General features: G+C 36.2%; 28 protein-coding genes. 2 read left to right on the top strand and 26 right to left on the bottom strand.

Annotated elements, in window-relative coordinates:
• The first annotated feature begins 260 nt into the window (after positions 1-260).
• Positions 261-1,574: an IS30 family transposase gene (locus tag BUA88_RS15085; RefSeq protein ID WP_072919496.1), complete on the top strand. Its 1,314-nt coding sequence runs from the start codon at positions 261-263 to the stop codon at positions 1,572-1,574.
• Between the two features lie 245 nt (positions 1,575-1,819).
• Here the strand turns inward: BUA88_RS15085 and BUA88_RS15080 are convergent, their stop codons facing one another.
• From BUA88_RS15080 to BUA88_RS15025, 15 genes are all read right to left on the bottom strand, one after another.
• The gene (locus tag BUA88_RS15080; protein WP_072919494.1) at positions 1,820-2,065 is read right to left on the bottom strand and encodes a hypothetical protein; all 246 of its coding nucleotides are present in this window, start codon (positions 2,063-2,065) and stop codon (positions 1,820-1,822) included.
• Positions 2,066-2,195: 130 nt separating this feature from the next.
• The gene (locus BUA88_RS15075) at positions 2,196-2,678 is read right to left on the bottom strand and encodes a YbaK/EbsC family protein (RefSeq protein ID WP_072919491.1); all 483 of its coding nucleotides are present in this window, start codon (positions 2,676-2,678) and stop codon (positions 2,196-2,198) included.
• A gap of 125 nt (positions 2,679-2,803) precedes the next feature.
• Complete coding sequence (locus BUA88_RS16805) at positions 2,804-2,911, bottom strand: zinc-ribbon domain-containing protein (protein WP_408633815.1); 108 nt, start codon at positions 2,909-2,911, stop codon at positions 2,804-2,806.
• Positions 2,889-3,059, bottom strand: coding sequence for a hypothetical protein (locus BUA88_RS16800; RefSeq protein WP_159430911.1), 171 nt, complete (start codon positions 3,057-3,059; stop codon positions 2,889-2,891). The genes BUA88_RS16805 and BUA88_RS16800 overlap by 23 nt, the downstream gene beginning before the upstream one ends.
• A gap of 29 nt (positions 3,060-3,088) precedes the next feature.
• A complete protein-coding gene (locus BUA88_RS15065; protein ID WP_072919489.1) occupies positions 3,089-4,378 on the bottom strand; it encodes an ATP-binding protein in 1,290 nt (429 codons plus the stop codon).
• Between the two features lie 431 nt (positions 4,379-4,809).
• Positions 4,810-5,109: a type II toxin-antitoxin system RelB/DinJ family antitoxin gene (locus tag BUA88_RS15060; RefSeq protein WP_072919487.1), complete on the bottom strand. Its 300-nt coding sequence runs from the start codon at positions 5,107-5,109 to the stop codon at positions 4,810-4,812.
• A 70-nt stretch (positions 5,110-5,179) separates the two neighbouring features.
• Positions 5,180-5,458, bottom strand: coding sequence for a DUF4298 domain-containing protein (locus BUA88_RS15055; protein WP_072919485.1), 279 nt, complete (start codon positions 5,456-5,458; stop codon positions 5,180-5,182).
• 66 nt (positions 5,459-5,524) lie between these two features.
• On the bottom strand, positions 5,525-5,737 hold the full coding sequence (locus BUA88_RS15050; RefSeq protein ID WP_072919483.1) for a hypothetical protein: 213 nt from the start codon (positions 5,735-5,737) through the stop codon (positions 5,525-5,527).
• An 84-nt stretch (positions 5,738-5,821) separates the two neighbouring features.
• Entirely contained in the window at positions 5,822-6,418 is a 597-nt protein-coding gene (locus BUA88_RS15045; RefSeq protein WP_072919481.1) for a DUF1349 domain-containing protein, read from the bottom strand.
• A gap of 6 nt (positions 6,419-6,424) precedes the next feature.
• Positions 6,425-6,607: a YccF domain-containing protein gene (locus BUA88_RS15040; protein ID WP_072919480.1), complete on the bottom strand. Its 183-nt coding sequence runs from the start codon at positions 6,605-6,607 to the stop codon at positions 6,425-6,427.
• A gap of 2 nt (positions 6,608-6,609) precedes the next feature.
• Entirely contained in the window at positions 6,610-7,233 is a 624-nt protein-coding gene (locus BUA88_RS15035) for a DUF4317 family protein (protein WP_072919500.1), read from the bottom strand.
• Positions 7,234-7,390: 157 nt separating this feature from the next.
• Entirely contained in the window at positions 7,391-7,567 is a 177-nt protein-coding gene (locus BUA88_RS16370; protein WP_200798874.1) for a hypothetical protein, read from the bottom strand.
• A gap of 2 nt (positions 7,568-7,569) precedes the next feature.
• A complete protein-coding gene (locus BUA88_RS15030; protein WP_159430910.1) occupies positions 7,570-8,673 on the bottom strand; it encodes a ribonuclease III domain-containing protein in 1,104 nt (367 codons plus the stop codon).
• Between the two features lie 363 nt (positions 8,674-9,036).
• Entirely contained in the window at positions 9,037-9,213 is a 177-nt protein-coding gene (locus BUA88_RS16235) for a hypothetical protein (RefSeq protein ID WP_159430909.1), read from the bottom strand.
• Positions 9,214-9,229: 16 nt separating this feature from the next.
• Positions 9,230-9,586 carry a hypothetical protein gene (locus BUA88_RS15025; RefSeq protein WP_072919476.1) on the bottom strand — a complete coding sequence of 119 codons (357 nt, stop codon included), beginning with the start codon at positions 9,584-9,586 and terminating at the stop codon, positions 9,230-9,232.
• A 161-nt stretch (positions 9,587-9,747) separates the two neighbouring features.
• On the opposite strand from BUA88_RS15025, the gene BUA88_RS15020 reads away from it, so the two are divergent.
• On the top strand, positions 9,748-10,218 hold the full coding sequence (locus BUA88_RS15020) for a helix-turn-helix domain-containing protein (protein WP_072919474.1): 471 nt from the start codon (positions 9,748-9,750) through the stop codon (positions 10,216-10,218).
• Between the two features lie 240 nt (positions 10,219-10,458).
• On the opposite strand, the gene BUA88_RS15015 is transcribed toward BUA88_RS15020, so the two are convergent.
• From BUA88_RS15015 to BUA88_RS14965, 11 genes are all read right to left on the bottom strand, one after another.
• The gene (locus tag BUA88_RS15015) at positions 10,459-11,202 is read right to left on the bottom strand and encodes a CPBP family intramembrane glutamic endopeptidase (protein WP_072919472.1); all 744 of its coding nucleotides are present in this window, start codon (positions 11,200-11,202) and stop codon (positions 10,459-10,461) included.
• Between the two features lie 18 nt (positions 11,203-11,220).
• Positions 11,221-12,003: a PhzF family phenazine biosynthesis protein gene (locus tag BUA88_RS15010; RefSeq protein ID WP_083572560.1), complete on the bottom strand. Its 783-nt coding sequence runs from the start codon at positions 12,001-12,003 to the stop codon at positions 11,221-11,223.
• 179 nt (positions 12,004-12,182) lie between these two features.
• A complete protein-coding gene (locus BUA88_RS15005) occupies positions 12,183-12,386 on the bottom strand; it encodes a PDDEXK nuclease domain-containing protein (protein WP_242939631.1) in 204 nt (67 codons plus the stop codon).
• Positions 12,387-12,943: 557 nt separating this feature from the next.
• Positions 12,944-13,804: a DNA damage-inducible protein D gene (dinD, locus tag BUA88_RS15000; RefSeq protein WP_072919468.1), complete on the bottom strand. Its 861-nt coding sequence runs from the start codon at positions 13,802-13,804 to the stop codon at positions 12,944-12,946.
• Positions 13,805-14,260: 456 nt separating this feature from the next.
• Complete coding sequence (locus tag BUA88_RS14990; RefSeq protein WP_072919463.1) at positions 14,261-15,511, bottom strand: site-specific integrase; 1,251 nt, start codon at positions 15,509-15,511, stop codon at positions 14,261-14,263.
• Positions 15,512-15,599: 88 nt separating this feature from the next.
• Positions 15,600-15,779 carry a helix-turn-helix domain-containing protein gene (locus BUA88_RS14985; protein ID WP_028246809.1) on the bottom strand — a complete coding sequence of 60 codons (180 nt, stop codon included), beginning with the start codon at positions 15,777-15,779 and terminating at the stop codon, positions 15,600-15,602.
• Entirely contained in the window at positions 15,761-16,144 is a 384-nt protein-coding gene (locus tag BUA88_RS14980; RefSeq protein ID WP_072919461.1) for a type II toxin-antitoxin system PemK/MazF family toxin, read from the bottom strand. The genes BUA88_RS14985 and BUA88_RS14980 overlap by 19 nt, the downstream gene beginning before the upstream one ends.
• A gap of 411 nt (positions 16,145-16,555) precedes the next feature.
• The gene (locus BUA88_RS14975) at positions 16,556-17,071 is read right to left on the bottom strand and encodes a sigma factor-like helix-turn-helix DNA-binding protein (protein WP_072919459.1); all 516 of its coding nucleotides are present in this window, start codon (positions 17,069-17,071) and stop codon (positions 16,556-16,558) included.
• 320 nt (positions 17,072-17,391) lie between these two features.
• Positions 17,392-17,550 (bottom strand): hypothetical protein, encoded by a 159-nt coding sequence (locus BUA88_RS16230; RefSeq protein ID WP_159430908.1) that lies wholly within the window; start codon positions 17,548-17,550, stop codon positions 17,392-17,394.
• A 280-nt stretch (positions 17,551-17,830) separates the two neighbouring features.
• Positions 17,831-18,352 (bottom strand): hypothetical protein, encoded by a 522-nt coding sequence (locus tag BUA88_RS14970; RefSeq protein ID WP_072919456.1) that lies wholly within the window; start codon positions 18,350-18,352, stop codon positions 17,831-17,833.
• 151 nt (positions 18,353-18,503) lie between these two features.
• Positions 18,504-18,860, bottom strand: a complete 357-nt coding sequence (locus BUA88_RS14965; protein WP_072919454.1) for a helix-turn-helix domain-containing protein — start codon at positions 18,858-18,860, stop codon at positions 18,504-18,506.
• Positions 18,861-19,429: the final 569 nt, after the last annotated feature.

Raw genomic sequence — 19,429 nt, 5'->3', positions numbered from 1 at the left:
GACTATTCGATTCAAAGATCCCGCTTGCCCCCTCCATGTCCGCTACAACGATTAATTGCTTCATATTCCTCTTCTGCCTCTCTTTACAAGTACTATCTTGTCAACAACTCTACAAACTGCCGATTTATCAAATGCCTTTATTTTAGTTGATTTAACAGCCTAAAGAAAGCTTTAATTACCATATTTTCAATTTTTGTTTATTAGAATTATACTAATACTGTTCTGCAAATCGATTACCTATAGAATATGGAGGTAATCACATGAACAACAAACATCTTACATTTGAGGAACGTTCTATACTCGAAGATCTACTTAATAAGGGAGAAAAAATCCATAAGATTGCAATAAAACTTGGTAGACCAGACTCTTCTATCGTTCGTGAAGTACAGAGAAATAGATACATCTGTCACACTGCTGTAAAAGAGAAATGTCATTATCAGTTCAGCGCAGCTGCGTGTACTGTAACAAATCTATGTGGTGAAGGTAAATGCAGACATATGTCTTGTAGTGGATGTGATGACTATTGCTCAAGTGATAAATGTCCTGAGTATAAGCCATACATCTGTCCTAAGCTTTTGAAATCTCCATTTGTGTGCAATGGATGTACCGAAAATCCTTGTCGTAAGGGCTCATTTTCGCCTAAATACAAGTATCAAGCCAGACGAGCTCAGATTGTATATGAAGATAAGCTTAAAGAGTCTAGAGGCGGAATAACACTTTCTGCAGAAGAAATGGAACAACTTGATAACTTAGTATCTCCTCTTCTTCTAAAAGGCCAATCTATAAGGACTATTTATGCAAATCATAAGGATGAAATCCCTTGTTCAGCTAGTACTCTCTATGAATATGTAGACCGCTGCTATCTTACCGCTAGAAATATAGATATGCCAAGAAAAGTCCGATTTAAGCCTCGTTATAGCCACGGAAATCGACCAAAGAGCTTCCAGGACTTTGTATTCAAGAGAACCTACAATGATTTTCAAAAATTCATTGAGGATAAACCTGATTTAAACATTTGGGAATTAGATACTGTAATAGGTGCCATAGGCGGCTACAGCTTCATGACAATGCTACATCGTAAATCAGGATTTATGATTATATGTCTTCTGAAAGAACACAATCAAATGGCCGTAATTGAAGCTATAAATGACATATGCGATAAGCTTGGAATTGAGCTGTTTCAGAAGCTATTTCAGGTCATTTTAGCAGACCGTGGAACAGAATTTGGTAATCCGTATGCTATTGAATGTGATAGAAATGGTGAAATAAAAACAAAACTGTTCTACTGTGATCCTTATTGCTCTTGGCAAAAAGGGATGCTCGAAAGAAATCATGAGTTTATTAGGCAGGTTCTGCCGAAAGGGAAAAGCTTTAATGACCTTTCCCAATCTGACATTCATCTTTTGATGAACCACATCAACAATTATCCCCGTGAAAGCTTAAATAATGTATCCCCATACGAATTAGCTAAGCTTCTCCTTGGTGATGATTTTTTGAAGGCTTTAAGTGCTGTCAAAATTGAGCGTGATGACGTTGTTTTAAAGCCTTGGTTGTTGCGTAAACCTGAGTATTAATAAAAATTAATTCGAGTAAAGTATAACACAATTATCGGTTTGCAGAACTTAATGCAATAAATGGATTTTACCCAGGCGTTTAGCATTAAGTTCTGGAAAGCTTGTGTTAAAGGCCTTTTTGGCATGCTTAAATATTGAAAAATAAGGCTCTTAGATACTATTTTTCTGTTCTTGTCAACTAAAAAAGGTTACTACATTTTTTGCAGTAACCTTTGTAAAATCAGGGATTATAGAATTTTTTGCATTTACCTCTGGAAGTGACGCATAAATCCTAGTTCAGCCAGCCCTATTCCACCAATGATATTGTCATTATCATCCAATGCAATGAAGTACGCTCTTTGGGGAGAAGCTAGGTAAAAATCACTGAGATTATTGAGGTTCTCATCAAAGTATACTGTTCCAGGAATATCCAGTTTATTAGCCTTCAAATTATCTCTTATTATGTTAGCTAAAATCAGATTATCTTTGGGTTCAATTATTCTGTAATGCATTTAATGCCTCATTCCCATCGGCGCAGCCGATTTCCATCCTTCCTTGCTCGCGTCAGCGAGTGGTCTGTGGAGCTCGGGCAGACCTGGGCCTGGAAGGCCCTGCTAGGGATGGTCCCCTTGCTTTTGTCCTTTACTTTTCATCTTCTTCCCAGCCTTTACAAATATCTACCCATCCTTCAGCTCCAGATGCTTTCTCAAGCTCTGCTGGAGTAATCTTTACGGATGTATACTCGTTGCCTCCTGCAGGATGAACATATTCGAATCGCTTCATAGAAACATCCAGCCAGATTGGAATATCCTCAGGCACAGCAAAAGGACAAACACCACCAGGCTGAAAGCCTGTAATCTCCTGCACCTGATCACGTGGAATCATATGAGGCTTGGTATGAAAATAAGTTTTAAACTTAGAACTGTTTACCTTCCCATCGCCAGCCATAACAACCACAACAGACTTTTCATCCACTACAAAGGACAATGTCTTTGCAATCTCTGGCTCGCTACAACCAATCTGCTGGGCAGCATGCTCCACCGTATCAATAGTCTCTGTATGCTCTGTGAGCCTGTCCCCCAGAGACTTCTCATCTAGGAATGCTTTTACCTTCTCATTAATCATCGCTATACCTCCATGTTAAATTCAATTATAGCGAAGCAATGCTATTAGCAGGAAATAAAAGATTTCTATTGCTAGTTATAAATCTCATCTATAATCTGCCAAAACCATTTTCTCTACTAAGAACGCTAAAACCTCAACCCACACTTTGGGCAATAATCAAAATCTTCCGCTGTCTCATAGCCACAATTACTACAACGCTTAAAGAAACCTCTACCCTTCCTTAAAAATCTCATTATCCTTATCAAAGAATACCCAGTCGCCTTCATTGATATCCTTGGCCAGCAGCTCTGCATCCGCCACTTCCATATCAATCTCCTGTCCTGTCTCGTCACGTAATCGGAGCAACACCTGAAACTGGTATCCCTCTGATTGCTCCCTCATAAGGCAATTCTAGCTGTTATTATTTCACATTAAGAATCAAGGCTATTTTCATTCAATAAAAAGTCAAACAGTCCCATAACAGTAATCCCCTGTTCATTTCGCCATATTGGTGTATTTCCACTAGTAATTATAATCTTTTTAAATGAATCTGGTATTTTGATTAGTGATGCCTGTTCCTGATCTATTTTCTCTTGACTTGGCAATGCATATGCTGACTGAATATAATATCTCTTGCTACCTTGATTGACGACAAAATCGACTTCCAGCTGTTTTCGAACTTTTTTTCCATCTTCATCGACACGAATTTCAACAACACCTACATCAACGTTGTAGCCTCTATAAATAAGCTCATTATAGATGGCATTTTCCATCAAATGAGTTTCTTCAAATTGACGAAAATTCAAAAGAGCATTTCTCAACCCCAAATCTGTATAATAGTACTTAGACGGCGTACCTATGTATTTACGCCCCTTAATATCATATCTTTCGCCTTTTTGTATAACAAAGCTTTCCATTAGATACGTTAAGTAGTTTGATATTGTGGGCATGGATATTGTCTTATCACCATTACTTTTGAATGTATCTGAGATTTTTTGAGCATTTGTAAGAGCGCCTATAGCGGACGCAATAACCTTCATCAACGTTTCCATACCGGCTGTTTCTCTTATTTCATATCTTTCCACTATATCCCTAATATAAATCTCAGAATTTAATCTCTCAAGATATGCCCCCTTAGCCTCGTTGTCTGGCTCTGCCAATATATGTGGAAGTCCACCATAGAACAAATACTCTTGCCACGCATCATATTTATCTTTGCCAGATACAGGGTAATACTCTGAAAAAGATAATGGTGCTATATGTATTTCATCACCACGTCCCCTAAATTCAGTGAGAATATCAGAAGAAAGAAACTTAGAATTGCTACCTGTGACGTAAACATCAACGTTCTTTTTTCTAAGTAAGCTATTCAAGACACCATATAGCCTAATTGGAATATCAGGATTTCTCATTTCTTCCCTGGTAATTGCATATTGTGCCTCATCTATGAAAACATAGTACTGCTTTCCTGATTCAGTTATTTTGCTTTTGATGTACTCAGATAATTTTTGTGGATTACAATACTCCACATAATCATCATCATCTAAAGGAACAGTTATAATACTATCCGCTGGAACACCATCGCTGATAAGATAATCATAGTATAAATTGAAAAGTAAATATGACTTACCACATCTTCTAATTCCTGTAATAACCTTAATTAATCCATTATTTCGCTTACTTATAAGCTTATTTAAATATCTATCTCTTTTAATCTCCATAAAGATAAAACTCCTACTTTAGATTTTCGGTCTGTATACCACTTTTCTAAAGTATATTATTTTTGAAATAGATTAGCAAGCTCTATTTTAGAAAAATGGTTGCGATACCGTTTTTCTAAAATGGCGTGAAAGTTTTGTCACTGGAACCTAATCCAATACGTCTCGCCTCATCTGCGATTCCTCCCTTCCTTCTCTTATAGTTAATGCATTGGTGCTACCAATTTTCCAGTGAGGCTATATCGCGCAAGGTAAAATCCAAAAATTTTTCAAAAAATAAGGACCTACAGATTTTTAATCTGTAAGTCCTACTCTTTGTCATGTTATTTAATTATATCCAAAAACTCTCTTGGTGTTAGAATAAAAGGCTCTATAGGAAAATGCTTTTTATTTCCTGTAACCAAATACGAATTACATTACTACATAATATCCCATTAACTATTAGCCTCCTTGCGAGCAAGGCTAATCTCTTTATTTATTTCTTCTAAACTCATATCAGAGACACCATTAGCTTTAGCCTGATTACGAAGATCCATAAAAGCTTGCATTGCTCCCTCTCTTGTAATTTCAGCTGATGGCGATGCTATTTCAAATGGAATTTTACGTTGTCTAACAACAGCTCTTGCAAATACATTAATTGCTGTAGTGGCATTCATGCCAAATTCCTGACACAGACCATCAAATTGCTTTTTTAATGACTCATCCATACGAACACTAAAAGTTGCCTGACCCATTTACGATTTAATTACAATGTAATTTTTTTGTAATGGGGTCAGGCACCAATGTGAATGTGAAAAACATAAGTTACCTCTGAATAATCTTCTCCATGTAGTCTTTATTTCGTTCCAGCATAGAGGAAATACCATCTTCTGACAATACACCTCGTTTTAAATCTTGAGGCAACAAGCCCTGTTCATCAGCTGTGAAATCATCTATCCATTGTTTGCTGGTATAGTAATTTTCAAGCTTTTGAATTTTTGCTTGAATATCATTAAGTCTATTAAGGTTTTGTTCTAATGTATCCAATATCTCATTAGCCTCATCAAGAATCGCTTCCATCTCAGATATATGCTTAGTATCCATATTTTTCTCCATTCTCATCAATAATGAAAAAGTAACTTTTCAAAAAGAGACTGACTAAATCAGCCTCTAATCTTCCTTAAAAATCTCATTATCCTTATCAAAGAATACCCAGTCGCCTTCATTGATATCCTTGGCCAGCAGCTCTGCATCCGCCACCTCCATATCAATCTCCTGTCCTGTCTCGTCACGTAATCGGAGCAACACCTGGAACTGGTATCCCTCCGGTCTCTCCTCGCAGCCATAGTCTGCTTCCTGGATTCTTTTTACTATGTATTTCAAGCTAATTTCCTTCTTTCTAACTTATTTTCCCCTCTACTATAACCATTCTGAAACTACTTGTTTTGATTCTTTAGCCTGTGCACCCTAATCTGGCTGCTGGCCATCATGTGCTTTCCATGCACATTCTGTGAGTCTCATATCCGTAAATATAGCTTTAAAAGTTGAATCTTCAGGACTGCAAGCATATACTCCAAATCGAATTATTCCACCGCCTTCCCACATATGACACACTCTCATCTGTGAAAAGTTTTTACCATCTGTTGAACATTCGATACAATAATCATCCTCCCTACGACTTAAGCGATACCACATATATTTAACATCTGCTGGAATAGCTGTAGTTGCCCAGTCTGAATAACCATGATTTGTCACTACTGAACCCAAATGCTGGAATTCATCATTCTCATATTCAACAGATGCCTTTAGCCAATTATCCGAATCCAAATACAGGACAATACCGCATTGGTCAAAACGATGATGACTTTCTGAGAAATCAGTCTTCACAATAAATGAAAAGAATTTCTCATCTGTTTCCATCTGGAGCACAGGCGCATTATCATTACGAAAATGATAATACGTTCTCTGCCATAAATCTGTATGTGGCTCTGTAGTGATTTCTATTCTATCTTCTTTAATCTCAAACTCTCTTGGTGCTCTTGTCCATTCCAACTTTTCAATCATACTAAGTTACCCCACCTTCACAACTCTGGCTCCAAATGGTGCAATTGCAAGCTTTGCAATCTTGAAAAACTGCTTACCAAATGGAAAACCGATAATTGTAATACACCACAATGCTCCTGCTAGCCACCAACCTATGGCACTGAGCAAACCGCCGCATATTATCCAAATTACGTTTCCGATGAATTTCATACTCAACCCTCCAAATCCAAAAACGTCATTAACTCTCTGGCTTCCTCATAATCCTGGCTGTAGAAATTCACATGATTTATGTCTGTGCTCCTATTAATAAATGCCGGATAAAGGAATCCCGCCTCAGGTGAATGTGGTACCTGCTCCTCATCCACTGGCGAAATCACCATAATCAGATACTTATAAACCTCTTCCGATTCATCCTGATATGACTTGTCACTGCCCTTAATTGGCACATCGTAAGCCCCATAGTAAACATAAATCGCATAAGGCCTTCCCTTAGGATATTTCTCCGCTATCAGCTCATACAAATTCAGCATCAGAGCATCATTCTTCAATTCGCATTCACGAATTGCATAAATCATCTGCCAGATAGATCCTGGCCCCAGCCCTGGAATCTTATACTGAATCAATTCCTCATTTGGCTTGGCAAACGGTATCGCCTTTGCGATATCAAGACATCTATTCTTTTCCGCCCCCTTCAGACTCAGGAAGCTTGTATTAAATGTGCCGTCTATATAGCCTTCCTCATCTATATACGCACCCGCAATTCTAACTAGGTTGCTGCGAGCTGATGTAAATCTGCGTGTGAGCTCCAGCATGTCGTCTCTGTTGATCTGTCCCATGTTTGTGTCCTTTGTGTTTTGTATAAGGGTATTGTACTTCTTTTCAAAAAAGAAAGCACCAACCAAAGTTGATGCTTTCGAAAGTTCATATTGATGCAAATTTGCACAGAATAGATTGGTTTCTTATCAAGCTAGGTGACTTTGGTGCAGATTTGCACTACCATAGGTCAGTATCATCGCCAAACAACGAATTTCTTCTTCGCTCCTCTTCTTCCTCACGACGATATTCACTGTCATCCCAATTGTAGGTGTACTCGCCTCTAGTCCAACTAAAGCCATCTCGGTCAATATCTTCATACTCACCAGATTCATAATTAAAAGCCCACTTTGACATAATTACTCCTCCTCATAGTTATCCAAAACATACTTCAACATTTCAAAGGCAGCTTCTTTCTTAGCTGACTTTTTTGATGAGGATTCTATAGTATAGCTAACATCAAATTCTTCTATACTACATGAAACTTGCCAAACAGGATTTCCATTTTCATCATGACGTTCTTCTGCAACATACTTTGGTAAGGAAAAATAATCTCTTCTCGCCAGAATTTCTAATTGATTGATTGCCATTTCTAATGTAGGCTCATCAATCTCATCTCGAATCGTGAAGAGCATATCATTTTTTTCAATATACTCGTATGCCAATTTACATGCGGCCTTTCTCGCTTCATTTTTAGATGAGCCAAATCCAGCAAATTCTGGAATATCACTTCTTATTTTCACAAAGCAAGTCCTAGTATTTGAGCCTCTACGTGAAGAATTGTCAAATTGAAAAATTGCATCAGGATGTGTTAACAACATTCCTTCACTATATCCACGGTCACTGTACTTAAACCATGGTACACAACCAAATGATTCGTCCCATTCATAGATTAAACGTACATAATCTATTTCTTCGTCTGAATTAAGAATAGAATCGGGATTAAGCATTAGCTCTACCGCATCCTGTATTTTTTCAAAATCCCAATTACTATCAATAGCTATTGCTCCAATGATTGCTTCAAATAAATCTTCTTTTACAGACTTTTCCTGGGAACGATTATTCAAAACATCCCCTCGCCCCATAATCAGAAAATCAGCAAAAGCAAGTTCATCTATTCTTCTGGCCAATGTATCTTTCTGAACCAAACGTTGTTTTAGCTGTGTAAGTTGCCCTTCATCTAACTCACAGGAGAACTCATCCTCATATTTTTCTCCTAACCATTGCTTCTGCCTCAGTTCTTCCTTTGTTGGTGCATTGCCATACTTATTGGTTAAGTATCTCACGACTGCAATATCAATAGCCTTATCACCAATGAATTCTAAAACCTCATTGTTCTCTCCGCCATTCTCCTCTGTATAAGAACGACGTTTAAATGCTTGTCTCAACAGATTTGGATTCCTAAAAGTATAATTTCCAACCTGCTGTCCAACTAGTTTTTCAAATAAATCTTTTTCTTCCATAAAATAAAAAATCCTTTCTGCATAAAAGCTGAAAGGGGCATAATAATCTAACACAAAATAGACTACTCGTGAGATAGTAATCGTCTGCATCAGACATGGATTTTAAATTTTCTCTCTATTTCCTTTGATCTTACTAATACATACTTTCATATGTATTAATAAATCCTTACAAATAGAACGTATAAAACGCATTTCAAATTTAAAAAGCATCACGCCCCACTATTTAGTTGCAATCAAATTATACGTAAAAGTAACATATATTGCAACTGCTATTACTAAGTAACTATTACCTGAAACATATAACACCACCAAAAGAAAAAGTGCCACCTATTTTACAGGTAGCACTTTGGCCGTAAGAATATATTAGCGGTTCAATACTTTTCCAATTATATCTGCCATAAAATTCATATCACCCATACGATCAGCTAAGGCTTCGTCTAGGGACTTATTTCCATAAACACGCTCTACATCAGAAGCTTCCCAAACATCCCCAATTTCTTCCATTTTCTCAATAAACTGACTTATCTCAAATTGTGTCATAATTTCTATCTCCTTCCTACTCAAAATCAGAAATAGTCTTAAGAAATGAAGCAGCCACAAAATACGGATTGTTACCATCACCCATTTTTTCAATCAACACTGCTTCATTGTCTACTTCTAGTACTCTGAACTTGTCACCTTCATGAAAAACCAAGCCCTCATTACTCTTCCCTTCATTGATAACAGTAAATACTTTTAGCTTTAGATTTTCCGCCTCTCGTGCTTCCTTTGAGTGTTTTATTGTCGTATAAACCTTGTCTCCAACTACGCCAGTTAATACCCCCGACCCAAATAGCATTGCTACTAATCTTTTAGGCCCACCTACCTTTTTTGCAGCAGTTGTCAATACTTGATACCATCCTAGATTACTCATTGATATTACCTCCATAATCAGTCACAAATAGCACTTTAAACCTATTATTTTTGATGGTATAATTATATACAAGAAAAATACAGGTTATGTTCCAATCACCTAGACTATACCACATTAAATCAATTTAATCAAACTTTTTCTCATTAAGGAGTTTAATTATTATGGAAATCAAAAATGAATATACCGTTAATGAAGTCGCTGAAATATTCCAAACAAACCCAGAAACTGTTCGAAAATGGATAAAAAATGAAAAACTAACTGCCTATAAAGGAAATTCCAAAAAAGAAGGTATGCGTATCACTGAAAAGTCCTTGGAAAAATTTCTGTCAGTTTATCCTAAATATACTAAAACTGCATTTACATCTTCTGCTGCAGCCTTAATAACAGGTGGTACCGCTCTTGCCGGTTCATTAATTGCAACTGTATTGCTGTCTAAATACGCAGATGAATTAGAAATTCAACACAGCAAAATTAAATTGGACGATTTAATACCACTTCTAAAAGAGGAACTAGAGTTAGAGAAAAAAAACTTACATCAGAAAAAAGTTGAATTAGAAAAAATAAAAAAAGAAATTGAAGAGCATGATAAACGTATAAAAAATATTGAATCATTAATCGATGAATTGACATAACTTTTTATCACAAGTACACACCTGCTAAACACTAAACATAATAATAGACCAGTAATTTGGGCACGCCCGAATCACTGGTCTGTGTAAAAAGTCCTATCACTTTTGCAATTATTATAACAAAAGTCCTATCACTTTTGCAAATCTCCCTGCGAAAATCATAGGACTTTCTACTAAAACAATAATATATTCAGCTCCACTTTCACCTTTTGAAAAGAACTGAGTAAGGATACATCGATTCAATTATATCTTTTTGTTACTACTGTAAGCAATTCTTATTGCTATTAAAATAATCAATAATTTGCTCACATAGCCTAGATAATCAACCCCGCCAATTCCTAACTGCGATAATACATTTATTAGAGAATGAGTCAGCACACATAGCCATAGATTCTTTGTTTTTACATAAAGTGCTGAAAGAATAAAGCTGTTTGTTAATAACCCAATAAGAAAAGGCACTACACTTACATCAGCAATTGTTCCTTCTACATAGAAGTATAAGAAATGCCATATACTCCATGACACAAAAGTTATTAGCGTTGAATAAATGTAATTAAGCTTCTCTTGTAATGCTGGCTGATAAAAATATCTCCACCCAATCTCTTCCAGTCCACCAAATGCAATGTGTTTTACAAACATCATTAATGGAATATACCAAGAATTAATTATAAATTCACCGCCTAATATCACTGGTAGAAAATCTATAAAGAGGAACAATATAACTAACAGATAATCCTTATAGCTTTGTTTGAATTTGAAAAAATCAGCTACGATTGTTTTAAAAGTTATTTTTCTATATTTTAAAGAAACTATTATCCCCCATAAAGCTGATGATATGCCGCCTATAACAATAGCTGTCATGCCTAGTGGTGAAGTATAGTCCACCGTAAATCCGATATTCCTAAGTAGGTATACAACTAGACATACAAATGCAATCTGGCCTAAAGCTCCTGATATATATATGGATATAGCTTTAGTTCTTTTCATAAGTCGCCCCTTCGTAAGTTATAATTCAGCCACAATCTCTGATATAGCAACTAGTGTAGCTTCGCCGCTGATAGTGATTCGATTATTATCCTCTAGCCTGCAATGTACATACCCACCACGCTTTGAAGCCTGGTAAGCTTTGATTTCTTTCTTATTCAATACTTCAGACCAATAAGCTGCTATCTGACAATGAGCTGAACCACATACTGGGTCTTCTGCAACAAGAAGTTTAGGGAAGAAAGTTCTTGAGACACAATCTACATCTTTTCCTCTTGCTGTAGCATCCTGTCCTCTGCCTGGAAGCTTTGAGAGCTTCATCTGATCAGGATTCATATTTTTTATCTGTTCTTCTGATTCAAAAATGCAGAGAAGGTCTGGTCCAAGAAGAGCCTTTATAGGGCGAACGCCGTAAGCTTCTTCCATTTCATCTGTAACAGGAATTTCAGGCTGTTCATATGTAGGGAAATTCATTTCCAAGAGATTTCCATTTCTCTTTACTGTAAGTTTTCCGCTGAGAGTGTTGAATTCAACTAGGTCTGAATCCTTTTCTATGTAATTTAGTATTACAAATGAAGATGCAAGGGTTGCATGTCCACATATTTCTACCTCTGAACCTGGTGTAAACCAACGCAAGTGATAGCCCTGTTCCTCTTTTACAATAAACGCTGTTTCAGACAGATTATTTTCCATTGCCAGCTTCATCATCGATTCTTCTGATGGCCAGCTATCCATAACACACACAGCAGCTGGATTACCTGCAAATGGTGTGTTAGTGAACGCATCTACGATATATTGCTTCATAATATGTTTCCCCCTTCTATTCATTCAAATTTCACTGTCTTCCATTATATCGAATCCGCCTCCATCACGGAATACACATTCAAAAGTTGTAGTAAAAAAGAACAGCTATCTCTTTCGAAATAACTGTTCTATGCAACATTCACTATTAATCAATGTCACCCAATTCTGCTTCTATTTCTTCAATAGTTGGCATACTTACCTGTTTTCACTTCCAGTACAACATAACAGTGTCTTTTAGTATTGTAGAAAAGCATATCAATAAACTTCTCAGTTTCACCGACTTCAATTCTGACCTCTCTTCCCATATATGCAAAACCAGTACCTAGTTGTTCTCTAATGTTTTCTTTACATAGAATAGCGCCTTCTGAGGATTGCTTTTGCATTTTCCAAGTATCTGCACATGATGTCCCCACGGAATATAAAAAATTATATCCTGTCCCCCACAGCAAAGTATCTATCGCAACCATACGAAAGATAGCGGGCTGGACAGACTTGCTGTGATAAAAAAATGAAGATTTACACTAAATTTTATCACGTGAAGTCTCGGAAGCCGCATGCTGTCGTTGGTTTGTGATAAAAATTTGAGGATTTCGACTGATTTTTATCACAAGAAGTCTCAGCAGCCCCTTGTCTTCGTTCACTTGTGATAAATCCTAAGTCAAATCAGCCAAAATTTATCACAGCCCAACGGAAGTTAGCGGGCTGACAGGCTTCTTGTGATAAAACAAAAGTGCCGACACCAAAAGGCAGCGGCACTTAAATCAACTCATTCTTTATTTTTCGCTAATCTTATTCCACTCATAAGGTGTATTCTGGTACACGTAGTAACACTGGCACGAATTTTTCAAGGCTGCTCCTACAGCGGGCTAGAAGGCCATTTTTAAACCCGCGCTACATCGTGCTCCATTTAAAAACCATACGACTAGATTATGATTCATTCTTATTCATCAAGCATAAGTCGTCCTTCTTTGGCCTTTTTCTTCAATCTTGCAATTTGTTCTTTTTCTATCTGTTGAATACTCTTATCAGGAGTTGGAAGATCTTCCGGCATGGTTCCTCCAATCTTTTCGATGGCTGTACGAACCTCTTTTCCAACGGCATAATGTGTCGCTGTTGCATTATCTGCTCCTTTTATCTTATCTTTTCTCAACTTTTCTTCAGTTTGAGATATACGGAACAGGTTTGCAATAAGTTCAGTGCTACCCATATAATCCAATATTTTCTGGCCAACTTCTAGATTTTTCTTAGCGTGAATATCATCGACATCCATTCCTCCATAAAGGCCCATATAACCAGCATTCTGAAAAATAGCAAATTCTTCATTTGTTATTACGCCAGCATCATGAGCAGTTTCAGCTAATAGTTGATTCCACTGCTTAATATCACCACGAACAACTAGCCTTCTTCTATCTTCATCTAGCTCGTTAAAATGGTCTGCAACCTCCTGTCGATAAGTCTGTATTGCAAAATATGTCTGTCCTAAAGCGATTACTTCCTTTCTAGGATCACCATTCTGAACAATTAGATAACAGGCATATCGAGTTAGTTCATAATCTTTTATTGATTTTGAAGTTGCGCCTGCTTCTACGATTTTGTTGACCTCAACAAAATCGCTAAATATATCATGTCCACTATTCTCACAAGCTATCATAGCTCTATTAATAACCTTTGAAAAATTTCTCCACTCAGTATATTCCAAAGATTTAGCCAATTCCCTTGCACTCCAAAACTCACTTCCGTCGTTTCTAATATGTTTAATAGATTCAAATCTTAAATACTCTTTTTCTCTTAATTCTCCCAACAAGAATACCTCCAATAATTTTCATCTAAATAATTATAACAAAGACGCAAGCGTAAAAACAGAACAAATTTTCTGTTATAATTTAAATCATATTACCTTTATGATAAAATCCATCAACACGCATTATTTGCGTGTTAAAATCCCAAACAAAAAACTTCTGCCGTTTCCGACAGAAGTCTCCATAACTAAATTGTGCCGTCAATGACGGCACAATTCAAACTTTATTTTTCCAATATCTCAATCCATTAAAAATCATCCGGCAGCTTATCACTAATCTTATTCCACTCATAAGGTGTGTTCTGATATACGTAATAAGAACACCAAGAATTTTTATAAGCCTTGATAATTCAACGTTTTCAGCCTTCTCATTTTGTTCTGACACCATTTTGACACCATTTTTATAGTACAACTTTTGACTGCCCAACAGGACCATTTCATCACTAATCGAAAAACTAATCAAACAAATGAAACAATCTTTTTGCTATCTACTATGGCATTCTTAAAATCATCTTCCATAAATGCCGAACTCTGCTGTTCTATATCAAAGTAATAATCATTTAATGCAATTACTGCTTCATCCTTTTTATCATCCATTACATGCGTATACAAATTCATAGTCATATCCAAAGTCGCATGTCCTAAAAGTACCTGGACAGTCTTTGGTGGTATTCCAGCTTCAAAACATCTTGTAGCAAATGTATGTCTAAAGCAATGTGGAGATATTCTGTCAAATAACTCTGCCTCGTCCCTACAACTATTAATTTCATTTACAATCCTATCAATAGCATCTATTATAGTTTGATCACAAAGAGGTCTTCCGTATCTGGATACAAATAAAAGATTATCTAACCCATCTATAGGTTTTGCTCCGTGGCGAGACATTATGTTATTTCTGAGGACGAATTGTTTTTTCAAAGCAATTTCACATTTAGGACTGATAGGAATCTCTCTATTGCTTGTTTTAGTCTTAGGTGGTCCAATGTGAAATGTTTTCGATTCTTCACCTTCATATTTCTGATAAGTGAGAGTTTTATTTACTGTAATCTTCTTAGTGGTTAGATTAATATCTTCCCAAGTTAAAGCACAAATCTCACCTATTCTCATACCTGTAGTAACAGCTACGACAAATAGATTATCGAAATATGTACCCTTTGAACATTCAAAAAATGTTATCTGCTCCTCCTTTGATAATACTCTACGATTAAAGTCTTTCTTTTTAAGTTTTATATTTTTTGCAGGATTTCTAACAAGTAAGCCATCCATTATTGCTTTATCAAACATATCCACCAACATAATTTTAACCCTACTCTGTGTTGAATAGCCCAACCCATTACCTTCCAAATCATTTAACAATTTTCTTACACTAGTTGGCTTTATATCTGTCAGCAACATATCTCCAAGAAATGGCTCGATATGCTTTGTATAAATCATCATATAATGTGTTCTTGTTCCCACCCTAATTGCGTTTTTCTTATATACATCAAGCCAAGTATTATACCATTGTGTTAATGTAATAGTTGATTCTTTAACTTCTTTTGTTTCCTCATCGTACTGGGCTGCTTTTAACTTCAAGCGGATATCATTAACACTTGAAGCATATACATTTTTTCTATTTCCATACCGATCAATAAATCTTGCAACATATCTACCATCCTTACGCTGAGTAATACCTTTTCCAAGTTCTCTTCCGTTTAGACTTTTTCCCATTTATTCCACCTGCCTTCATTATTATTTAACCAGCGCTTGTTATGTCTTAATTAAAATCAATTCCAATTGAATCGTCTAGGATGCCGATTTAGTATTTATCACATTCATCAGCTAACCACTGATCTAATCTAGCTTTATTTACAAACCACTTATTACCAATTTTTAAGCTAAACCCATTTCTTGGTTGCCTTATCAACTCCCTGGCTTTGGTTTCCCCAATTCCAAGGTATGAGCAAAATTCTTCTACTGTTAATAATGCCTTTTCCATTTATTCTTATCCTCCACATAAAAACCTAATTGAATCAAAAGCTTTGGATTTACCACCTTGTTCATGAATCGTTTGTCAAGAATGCCAAGCTTCTTAATCAGTTTTGATTTATCTATAGTAGTAATCTGTTCAGCCATAATCGCTGATTTTTCTGATAGACCATTGATATCATCTAGAATTACATGTGTAGGTATTCCCTCACTTTTATGAATCTTTGTAGTGATAGGAAGCACTGTAACTGTTGGCGAGAAGATATTCCCTTTATTATTCTGAACTATGAGTACTGGTCTTTCGCCTCTTTGCTCAGAACCTACACCTTCACCTAAATCTGCTAAATAAATATCTCCACGATGAACTACAAGCATAGAACTCCTCCTTTCCTATTATGTAAAAAGAGCGTCTCCACATAGATATAAAGAAGACGCTCCATTAAAAACATTAATTTTAAGTATCTATTTGCCACGCACCCCGATACTATTCCGGGATTCAATCAGGCGGCTGCAACACAGCTCCATAGGTTCTATCCTCCCCGCGGTTCTCGCCGGGCCGCTCCCATTACGATAATTGTGGCTAAGCGGAAGTATCATTATACCTGCATGTATCATGGCCAGTTTGGTGTTACCAATTTTCCAGTGAGGCTATATCGCACATGGCGTACCTGTTGGGGCTCCACAATGCAGGAACGTACCTGATGAATGTATATTCAGTTGTAAGTTTCTAGTGAAAGATAAAATACCTTTCACTAGTTCTAACGAATGTCGGACAAAATATGCGCCCTAGAATAATTTTTTTATGTTTTCTATCGCCTTGGCTAATGTACGAGATACATTAGATTGATCTACACCTTCTATACGAGCTATTTCTTCCTCTGTAAATCCGTGATAAAAATACAACTTACATCTTCTTTTTTGTACTTCAGGAAGCTTCTCTATCATGTCCCTCAAAAACTCATAATCCTTTGAAATAGCTGGCTCATTTAATTCATACTTAGTCATCAAATCGTAATAAGTTTCCTCTGTAACACTGTCTTCATATCCAAGAAATTCGTAAGTACGATAATTTCTCATAAGATGCTTACTTTCATTTTTATGGAAATCCTTAAAAGCTTTCCCCTGTTCAACGGAAAGAAGAATAACTGGGGAATACTTCAATAACTCATCTGCATATTTCTCCATCAGCTCATCCATAGAAAGATCAGATATAACAGCCCAAGTAACTCCACCATTCATACCTGGATATTCAAATTTAAGATTTATAAGTTCATATTCCTTGTTTTCATTATTTGTATTCATTTTTGACCTCCGAATTTTGAAAAATTAATAAGTTTCAAAACTCGAAAGTCATGGGTATCGACCTACATAGGTTTCCCACTCATGCATCCTTCATTACTCTCAGAGCTCCAGAAGGAAGCTAAAAAAGAGCATTAAAAAAAGACGAAGCAAAACAGAATATCTATTTAATAGATACTTCCTTCTGTTTTGCCCCGCCTTTCAATACTCAATGATATTCATAGCCGTGCCACAAACTCTTACTAGCCGCCTGCGAACTTGAAGCTCCAAGACTAATTCTTCGCTACCACAGTTAGCTCATTCTATGTAATTAAATATAAATCTTAAGATAATTCACTAAAAATAGTCATTCCCTTTTCGTCGACTATAACCTTCAGCCCTTTTTTGCAATATGGACAATTGTTTTCCATAACACCCTTAAGTCGTCTAATAATCACCTTACCGCAGCAGGGGCAATAGATTTTCTCATCTGAATACATCATAACCATTTTCTCCTTTCCAAATTTTATCTAAGCTCCCCTTCTGCTATAGCACTTAACACCCTTGCGCATAAAGTATATTAACATAATCAAATTGTAGTGACCCATAACAATACTACAAACATTGTCTAACTGTAATCTAACAATCAAGTAAACGACTACTAACAAATCTCTAGCAATGCTATAACAATCATGTAAGCAGCATCTAAAAGATATAGAAAATCTATATACCGAACTAATAAAAGAATGCCCACGACTTAATAAGCCGTAGGCATATACCACACTATTCTGTATCTTCCTCTTCAAGCTTTGCAGCATATCGATACATCATAATACCAAAAAGCTTTATAGCTTCTCTTTTCTTGTTTTCAAGACTTGCAACTGAAAATCCTAATTCATTAGCAAGCACAACCATAGTCTTTTTATCCTTAGTCATATATCTGTTATTTAAAATAGATACATATATAGGACCAGAATTACCATAATCTTGCATTCCCTTTAACACATAATTCTTTGGTGCTTCCAACCATTCATATTCTGATACTTGCCAAAGCAACTTTCGTTGCATTTCTTTTGACTCTTCTATTGGTAACTTCATAATTTCCAAAAAGTCCTTACGCATCTGCCTTTTATTCTTTTCCTGATCAGATGCCTTAGTAATACTAGAAAGAATCTTTCCTGCTACGACACTACGACTGTACTGTTCTAACATCATTTTGGTAAGCTCGTAAGCAACCTTGGGATCAAAGCCCATACCTTCACAGATGATATTAATTCCTTCCTCATCTTTCGATTTTCTTCCCATTTCTCAAATCTCCGCCTTTCAAAACCTAATAACAAAAAAATCAAGGTAGCATAAACCACCTTGATTCATCATTTTATTATGTTTTTGAAAAAATCATATTATTTATACTGTCATTACTTCCTGTCGCTATTTGCAGATTCTCAAAATGGTTTCAGTTATTTATTTTATTAGACACTCTTCTTTTATCATCTACTGAATCTTTAAATGCCAACATTCCTGCCACATCCTCCGGAGAATCTCTATAAATATTAAGCCAAGCCAATTCATCATCTGATACATAAACAAGATGTTTATCACCTGTGAACTCAAAGAACTCGCATTCAGATATTTCTAATCCATTACACACTTTACATATTGATTCTAAGCGTGGAAGCCCTTCTGGTCTTGAATCTAACATACCATACAGAGTACTTTCTACCATTTCAGATTTACTTGCAAGATAATAGGGTGTCCATCCGCGTTCATCTAAATAATGATTTATTCTGTTTATAATATCAATTCTCTTCATGGAAGTCCGCCCCTCCTCTAAAATACTACTCCCTTATTTTAGAGGAATGATACGGCTCAATTAAGCATTTGCGTCGTAGTATTACTACGTTGCACCGTAGTATGATAATAAAAAAGACGGTCACTAAGACCGCCTAGATATCACATATATATTTATATTTCTTGTTTTTTCGTACAATAACTTCATTTCACTACCTTTCATTTCTACTCATTAATATAACAATCATTAGTTCGAAAATCTCGATATTGTGTTGATTTACACTTAAAACTGACCCAGGATTTACGCTCAGAATTGAGCCACCAGATATAACAAGTAAATCCTGTTGTCATATATTATAATTGTTGTTCCTTGAAAATTTAATACTTAGAATTGACCCCCCTCTTTAAGAAAAATACAATACTTTTCGTATATCAATTCGTATATACGGAAAGGAGAAAAAAGAGGTGAAAGACTTGGAAGATTGGGCAGCTGTACAGAAAGTGTACAAGCAAACGAAGTCGAAACGCGCTACAGCTCAACTCCTTGGTATCTCACGCAACACAGTGAAAAGGCTTCTTGCAATGGATAAG

This window comes from Pseudobutyrivibrio xylanivorans DSM 14809, assembly GCF_900141825.1.
In the GTDB taxonomy this organism is placed as follows: domain Bacteria; phylum Bacillota; class Clostridia; order Lachnospirales; family Lachnospiraceae; genus Pseudobutyrivibrio; species Pseudobutyrivibrio xylanivorans.
The sequence above is the reverse complement of the archived record's forward strand: the minus strand, read 5'-3'. Positions and strand labels throughout refer to the sequence as shown.

Coding starts and splice junctions, on each gene's coding strand:
- BUA88_RS14970 (WP_072919456.1), bottom strand. CDS start 18,352: ATGGGAAGAAAATCGAAAGATGAGGAAGGAATTAATATCATCTGTGAA.
- BUA88_RS14980 (WP_072919461.1), bottom strand. CDS start 16,144: ATGCTTGTAGTTCATCGTGGAGATATTTATTTAGCAGATTTAGGTGAA.
- BUA88_RS14985 (WP_028246809.1), bottom strand. CDS start 15,779: ATGGAAAAGGCATTATTAACAGTAGAAGAATTTTGCTCATACCTTGGA.
- BUA88_RS14990 (WP_072919463.1), bottom strand. CDS start 15,511: ATGGGAAAAAGTCTAAACGGAAGAGAACTTGGAAAAGGTATTACTCAG.
- BUA88_RS15005 (WP_242939631.1), bottom strand. CDS start 12,386: ATGCAAAAGCAATCCTCAGAAGGCGCTATTCTATGTAAAGAAAACATT.
- BUA88_RS15065 (WP_072919489.1), bottom strand. CDS start 4,378: ATGGAGATTAAAAGAGATAGATATTTAAATAAGCTTATAAGTAAGCGA.
- BUA88_RS15055 (WP_072919485.1), bottom strand. CDS start 5,458: ATGGATACTAAGCATATATCTGAGATGGAAGCGATTCTTGATGAGGCT.
- BUA88_RS16800 (WP_159430911.1), bottom strand. CDS start 3,059: ATGAGGGAGCAATCAGAGGGATACCAGTTTCAGGTGTTGCTCCGATTA.
- BUA88_RS15045 (WP_072919481.1), bottom strand. CDS start 6,418: ATGATTGAAAAGTTGGAATGGACAAGAGCACCAAGAGAGTTTGAGATT.
- BUA88_RS15020 (WP_072919474.1), top strand. CDS start 9,748: ATGGAAATCAAAAATGAATATACCGTTAATGAAGTCGCTGAAATATTC.
- BUA88_RS14975 (WP_072919459.1), bottom strand. CDS start 17,071: ATGAATACAAATAATGAAAACAAGGAATATGAACTTATAAATCTTAAA.
- BUA88_RS15035 (WP_072919500.1), bottom strand. CDS start 7,233: ATGGGACAGATCAACAGAGACGACATGCTGGAGCTCACACGCAGATTT.
- BUA88_RS15010 (WP_083572560.1), bottom strand. CDS start 12,003: ATGAAGCAATATATCGTAGATGCGTTCACTAACACACCATTTGCAGGT.
- BUA88_RS16370 (WP_200798874.1), bottom strand. CDS start 7,567: ATGTCAAAGTGGGCTTTTAATTATGAATCTGGTGAGTATGAAGATATT.
- BUA88_RS15080 (WP_072919494.1), bottom strand. CDS start 2,065: ATGCATTACAGAATAATTGAACCCAAAGATAATCTGATTTTAGCTAAC.
- BUA88_RS15040 (WP_072919480.1), bottom strand. CDS start 6,607: ATGAAATTCATCGGAAACGTAATTTGGATAATATGCGGCGGTTTGCTC.
- BUA88_RS15025 (WP_072919476.1), bottom strand. CDS start 9,586: ATGAGTAATCTAGGATGGTATCAAGTATTGACAACTGCTGCAAAAAAG.
- BUA88_RS16230 (WP_159430908.1), bottom strand. CDS start 17,550: ATGATGTATTCAGATGAGAAAATCTATTGCCCCTGCTGCGGTAAGGTG.
- BUA88_RS16235 (WP_159430909.1), bottom strand. CDS start 9,213: ATGACACAATTTGAGATAAGTCAGTTTATTGAGAAAATGGAAGAAATT.
- BUA88_RS15085 (WP_072919496.1), top strand. CDS start 261: ATGAACAACAAACATCTTACATTTGAGGAACGTTCTATACTCGAAGAT.
- BUA88_RS15060 (WP_072919487.1), bottom strand. CDS start 5,109: ATGGGTCAGGCAACTTTTAGTGTTCGTATGGATGAGTCATTAAAAAAG.
- BUA88_RS15015 (WP_072919472.1), bottom strand. CDS start 11,202: ATGAAAAGAACTAAAGCTATATCCATATATATATCAGGAGCTTTAGGC.
- BUA88_RS16805 (WP_408633815.1), bottom strand. CDS start 2,911: ATGAGATTTTTAAGGAAGGGTAGAGGTTTCTTTAAGCGTTGTAGTAAT.
- BUA88_RS15075 (WP_072919491.1), bottom strand. CDS start 2,678: ATGATTAATGAGAAGGTAAAAGCATTCCTAGATGAGAAGTCTCTGGGG.
- BUA88_RS14965 (WP_072919454.1), bottom strand. CDS start 18,860: ATGAAGAGAATTGATATTATAAACAGAATAAATCATTATTTAGATGAA.
- BUA88_RS15030 (WP_159430910.1), bottom strand. CDS start 8,673: ATGGAAGAAAAAGATTTATTTGAAAAACTAGTTGGACAGCAGGTTGGA.